The following is a 5,347-nucleotide window of genomic DNA, read 5'->3' as shown; positions in this document are numbered from 1 at the left end:
TGCCCGACATACGGACATCCTTCCCGCGGGACCAGCAGCCCCACCAGTCAGGTGTCCACCATCAGGGGTCAACCCCCAGGCACGCTATACGGGGTCGGCTTAGCAACGGAACGAATGTGGTTGTTTTCGTGCTCTTCTTTGACCCGGGCTTACGCCTGATCTGTTCGCCATGCGCTTCGGGGTCTGCGAGGGTGTCGAGCATCAGCTGGCACCAGGTAAGCGCCGCATTCAGCGCGAGGTGTGCGTCACGGCTGCGGAGACCGACGCGTGCGGTTACCGGACCGTGCCCGGGTACCCAGCCCGCGGTTTCGCAGCTTCGGCGAGCCCGTTGGCGATGGTTGTGACCGCGCTCAGGATGCGCCTGACCCCGTCGCTGCTGTCTGGTCCGGACCCAGTCGAGGGGTCCAGTCCGAGTGAAATCTGCGCTGCGCGAGCAAGTTTGGGCAGGTCGGATTTGTCGTCGAACGGCCGGCCGCGTTCGGTGAGTACAACCTTGGCGGTGATTTCGATCAATTCCTTGGCGCTGCCGACCGCGAGCGCGGGATCGTCGCTGATCGCACGCCTAATGCGCTCAAAGCCCTCGCGGATGGCCGACGGGTCCGCGAGCCTCGCAATGGATTCGATCGACAGCTGCGGACCAACTGCCGTGATCTGGCCGGTCTGCTCATCGACCTGGTAGCCGTCGCGGCGTAGCGATCGGTGAAAGTGACTTTGGCGTGACTCGATATCGATCTGCTGATCTTCGGCAGGGTGGCGAATCAGGCTGGTGATTAAGGCGATACGACGACGTCGGTATGCAGGCACCAATGCTTAATGGTCGGGTTCGACCGTTCACTTCATGGATAATGACGGTTGTCCCGTCGTAATCGTGGTGGCACAGCTTGTTTCAATCTCTGCGCGCGGCGGCCACGGAGACGCCGCGAGAGTCCCCCGTGGCTGATCGGTGTCCCGGCCTCGACCAACTTATCCAAGCCAAGCACCTCTTTGAGCAGCGTCCAACGACACCGTAGTATATACTGTGCGTGACAATGCTATATACGCCGTCTGAGGGGGCTGCTACGACCAAGAGATTGATCGACCTAGACGATGACCTTCTTATTGCGGCGCAGCGTGAACTGCATACCACTGGCGTCTCGGACACCGTGCGGATTGCGCTGCAACAGGTGGCGGCGCAGTCGGCGCGGGCGCGCCAGATCGAATGGCTTGAGCAGGGCGGTCTGGAGAGCATGGTCGACTCGGATGAGCGCGGGGAAGTGTGGCGCTGATCGCGCGCTATCTGATCGACACCAGCGCCGCCGCGAGGATGCGCCACCCAGGGGTGTCAGGCCGGCTGCGGCCGCTGATCGAAGGCGGTGTGGTTGCCACGACAGCATCGCTGGATGCCGAAGCGCTCTACAGTGCCCGAGGGCCGGCCGAATACGAGCAGCTCTGGGCGGACCGCCGCGCCGCCTACGAGTATCTGCCGACCAACGATGAGCATTGGCAGACAGCACTGGGCGCACAGCGAGCCTTGGCACAAACCGGCCAGCATCGAGCCGTCGGAGTGGCCGACCTGCTCACCGCCACTCTTGCCGCCGCCCACCAACTCACCGTTGTCCACTACGACGCTGACTTTGAAACGGCCGCCACGGTATTGACGTTCCAGCACCGGTGGGTAGTACCGCGAGGGACCGTCTAGCAGCAGTTTGGCAGGCTGGCCATCACGTTGACCTCCCACGATGGATTCAAACTGGACACGTGCAACACCAACGACTCCGGCTACACCGACAGTACTAACGGTACTAACGGTACTAACTCGAACTCCACCAGCTCCGACTACACCCAGAACACCACCGACACCTCAATTACCTCCACCGACAGTCAGCCCCGCGTAAATCAACCCACCAACGAGACGACCATCGAACAAAATAACACCAACGACGTCAATAATGGGGAGACAAGTCGAACGGATGGCCTTAACTATACTTATTCCGATGGCAGTGTCATCGACGACGATTCGGGCCTCACAAACCCGTTTCCGCCACTTAGGTTTGATGAATATTGGGATGAGGACTACGACACCTGGGAGCCATTCCAAAACATGGGTGGCGGTGTGAGGGGGACCCGTTTGGTGGTCCAGTTGTTATGCGACTTTCGGTTGGTGGGTCGTGGCCCACTGTAGGGCAAACTCGGTTGGGGTGAGGTCGCCGTGGGCGGTGTGGGGCCGGTTGGCGTTGTAGTCGCGGCGCCAGTCCTCGATGATCACCCTGGCTTCCAGGAGGGAATCGAAGCGCCACGAGTTGAGCAGTTCATCACGCAGCCTGCCGTTGAACGACTCGATGAAGGCGTTCTGCCATGGCGAGCCGGGATCGATGAAAAGTGAACCGGCACTGTTGAATCGGCACCAATCGGCTACGGCGTGCGCGACGAACTCCGGGCCGTTGTCGAACCGCACGTAGTGCGGTGCTGCGTGGATCAGGGTCAGCCGGTCCAGCACGGCGACGACGCCGTCGGCGTCGATGCTGCGGTCGACCTCGATCGCGAGCGCTTCGCGGGTGAACTCGTCAATGATGTTGAGCATCTCCCAACGTGCGGCCATCGGCGGTGGTGTCGAACTGAAAGTCCATCGCCCAGATGACATTCGGACGGATCGGTGACATCGCGCCCACGGCGACACCGATCCCGGTGAGCCGCTTCTTGCGGCGCCGCTGCGGCACCCGCAGACCTTCCTCGCGCCACAACCGGCGGATGCGCTTGTTGTTGACCTGCCAGCCCTCGCGGCGGGCCATCTTGGCCGCCCGGCGCCACCCCCAGCGGGGCCGGTCGGTGGAGAACCGGCGCAGCCAGGTCCGCAGCTCGGCCTTCTCGGTGGTCATCGGCGGCGGTGCCAGGCGCATCGTGGACCGGTGGATACCGACCACGGTGCAGGCGCGGCGTTCGGACACCCCGAACCGTTCGCGCAACGCTGTGACGGCGCTGCGCTTGCGGTTCGGGGTCAGAAGTTTCCGCCGAGATCTCCTTGAGCATGTCGATGTCGAGGGCCTGGTTGGCGACCAGCTTCTTGAGCCGGGCGTTCTCGGCCTCGAGTTCCTTGAGTCGCTTGGCGTCGTTGGCCTTCATGCCGCCGTACTGGGCCAACCAGCGATGCCACGTCGATTCCGCGACCTCCAGGTGCCGGCACACCCCGGCCAGCTCCTGACCCGATGCGAGCAGCTTGTTGCCCTCGGCGAGCTTGCGGATGATCTGATCCGGCGTATGCCGCCGGCGCTTGTTTCGATGCCATGTCGTCGTAGATTCTTCCTGCCCGAACACTCGGGCAACAGAGTCCCACAACGACTGGACCACTACGACGGGCTCAGCTCACGGTCAGGACTGTCGACCGCGTCGACACGCCGACGCGCGAGATGTAAAGTGCACATTAATGAAAATCGTTTTCAATAAGACGCTGGCGAAGAGTGGCCCAGTCTGCGCGTTGGTGACGGCGGCTGGCCGCGTGCCGCCGCGCTCGTCGGACATCTCCGGCTCCTCCCGCGCAGCAGCTAGACCTGAAGGAGAAAGATGAAAAGTGGCCTTCACCCCGACTATCACCCGGTGGTCTTTCAAGACGCTACTACCGGAAAGACGTTTCTGACGCGGTCGACTCTGACCAGTTCACGAACGATCGACGTCGAGACTCCTGCCGGGATGCAGACATACCCGCTCATCGTGGTGGAGGTCACCTGCGATTCGCATCCGTTTTGGACTGGCACCCGGCGCCTGCTCGATTCGGCAGGGCAAGTCGAGAAATTCCGCCGCCGTTACGGGGATCGGTGAGCAATGCCTGCAAAGGCACCACCACGCCTGCCCGTTACCGTGTTGTCCGGCTTCCTCGGTGCCGGCAAGACCACGCTGCTCAACCACATTCTGGCCAACCGGGACGGTCGTCGGGTGGCTGTGATTGTCAACGATATGAGTGAAGTCAACATCGATGCTGCCTTGGTCGCAGGACAAGGCCATCTCGATCGGGCTGACGAAACGCTGGTCGAGCTGACTAACGGGTGCATTTGCTGCACCCTGCGTCAGGACCTCCTCGAGACGGTGGGACAATTGGCCCGCCAGAACCGATTCGACAACTTGATCATTGAATCGACCGGCATTTCTGAACCGATGCCAGTCGCCGCGACTTTTGCCTGGGAGTTCGAGGACGGGTCCAGCCTCTCTCAGGTCGCCACCCTCGACACCATGGTCACGCTCGTAGACGCCTCTACGTTTATGTCCGAACTTATTCGCGGTGAGGCTTTGGCCGACAGGAAGTTGGCGGCCGCCGACGGTGACTACCGAAGCATCGCTGACCTGCTTGTCGACCAGGTGGAGTTCGCCGATGTCTTGCTGCTCAACAAGACTGATTTAGTGGGCCAAGACACCGTGCACCGGGTCGAAACAACGCTGCGTCGACTTAATCCCTCAGCCAAGATCTTGCGGAGCGTCAACGGCCAAGTTGAACTCAGTGACGTTCTCGACACTGGTCTCTTCAACCCACTGGCCGCGGAAGAGGTACCCGGCTGGGACGAAGAGATCGCTGGTGGCCACACTCCCGAGACAGAGGAATACGGCATCAGCAGTCTGACTTTCCGCGCGGACCGCCCCTTCCATCCGCAGCGATTGGACGCGGCGCTGGGCCAGGTTCGTGGACTGCTCCGCAGCAAGGGCTTCTGCTGGATTGCCAGCCGTCCGCAGATCGTGGCGATCTGGTCACAGGCCGGTCCGAATTTGGTCCTCGAGCCGGCGCAATACTGGTCGTCGACAGACATGAGTCCCGGACAGGAAGTCGTGTTCATCGGTGTTCGGCTCGATCATGACTCCTTGCGGCGCCTGCTGGCATCGGCATTACTTACCGACGCTGAATTCGCTGCAGGGCAAGGGTATTGGATGCAGTTTCCAGATCCGCTGCCGGCGTGGGAGATCGTTCACGATCATTGACTTTGAGATAGATGCACCATTGATGGCAGTCATCGACTGCACGGATGGGCCAACTCGCGCAAGCAGATTCACGTTGCCGTCGCATTTGTGGTCTGGCTATGGTAACGCACTGCCCGCGACGAGTTCGACGAGATTGCAGCGGCTGTGCACCAAACCGGGATTGGATGAGGGCAACTTTCCCCTGCACTGGTCGCGCTGGGCAGCGGCAGCGGTGAATCATTCACCGCTCCGACGGCGGTGATGATGAATTGAGGCGAGCTGATGGCGGCCAGGGGACCAGCTGGCTGACCCCAGTTCGCGAACGGGCTGTCACCCAGCCTTCGTCACGGAATTTGTCAACCTGAATGAGGCACCGTCGAGCGGTATTTACTGAGTGGCCTCCTCGGTGTCGTCGGGCTTGTTAATCCAC

At 61.5% G+C, this 5,347-nt stretch carries 5 protein-coding genes and 1 pseudogene; 4 read left to right on the top strand and 2 right to left on the bottom strand.

All coding sequences use genetic code 11. From position 1 onward, the window contains the following. Nucleotides 1–273 precede the first annotated feature (273 nt). Complete coding sequence (locus BST40_RS27125; protein WP_099288090.1) at nt 274–804, bottom strand: hypothetical protein; 531 nt, start codon at nt 802–804, stop codon at nt 274–276. Nucleotides 805–1,070: 266 nt separating this feature from the next. Here BST40_RS27125 and BST40_RS27120 point away from each other — a divergent pair, with 266 nt between their 5' ends. Further along, nucleotides 1,071–1,265 (top strand): DUF2191 domain-containing protein, encoded by a 195-nt coding sequence (locus BST40_RS27120; RefSeq protein WP_310887046.1) that lies wholly within the window; start codon nt 1,071–1,073, stop codon nt 1,263–1,265. Then, a complete protein-coding gene (locus BST40_RS27115; protein ID WP_083156387.1) occupies nt 1,256–1,678 on the top strand; it encodes a PIN domain-containing protein in 423 nt (140 codons plus the stop codon). Before BST40_RS27120 ends, BST40_RS27115 begins: the two co-directional genes overlap by 10 nt. A gap of 444 nt (nt 1,679–2,122) precedes the next feature. Here the strand turns inward: BST40_RS27115 and BST40_RS27110 are convergent. After that, nucleotides 2,123–3,291: pseudogene (locus BST40_RS27110) on the bottom strand (IS3 family transposase). A 246-nt stretch (nt 3,292–3,537) separates the two neighbouring features. Between BST40_RS27110 and BST40_RS27105 the strand changes: the two are divergent. Further along, nucleotides 3,538–3,792 (top strand): type B 50S ribosomal protein L31, encoded by a 255-nt coding sequence (locus BST40_RS27105; protein WP_083156384.1) that lies wholly within the window; start codon nt 3,538–3,540, stop codon nt 3,790–3,792. Nucleotides 3,793–3,795: 3 nt separating this feature from the next. Next, nucleotides 3,796–4,938, top strand: coding sequence for a GTP-binding protein (locus BST40_RS27100; RefSeq protein WP_083156381.1), 1,143 nt, complete (start codon nt 3,796–3,798; stop codon nt 4,936–4,938). Nucleotides 4,939–5,347: the final 409 nt, after the last annotated feature.

The organism is Mycobacterium persicum (assembly GCF_002086675.1).
Lineage (GTDB): Bacteria > Actinomycetota > Actinomycetes > Mycobacteriales > Mycobacteriaceae > Mycobacterium > Mycobacterium persicum.
The sequence above is the reverse complement of the archived record's forward strand: the minus strand, read 5'-3'. Positions and strand labels throughout refer to the sequence as shown.

Excerpts from the sequence above, each read along its gene's own strand:
- BST40_RS27105 (WP_083156384.1), top strand. The coding sequence starts at position 3,538 with ATGAAAAGTGGCCTTCACCCCGACTATCACCCGGTGGTCTTTCAAGAC.
- BST40_RS27100 (WP_083156381.1), top strand. The coding sequence starts at position 3,796 with ATGCCTGCAAAGGCACCACCACGCCTGCCCGTTACCGTGTTGTCCGGC.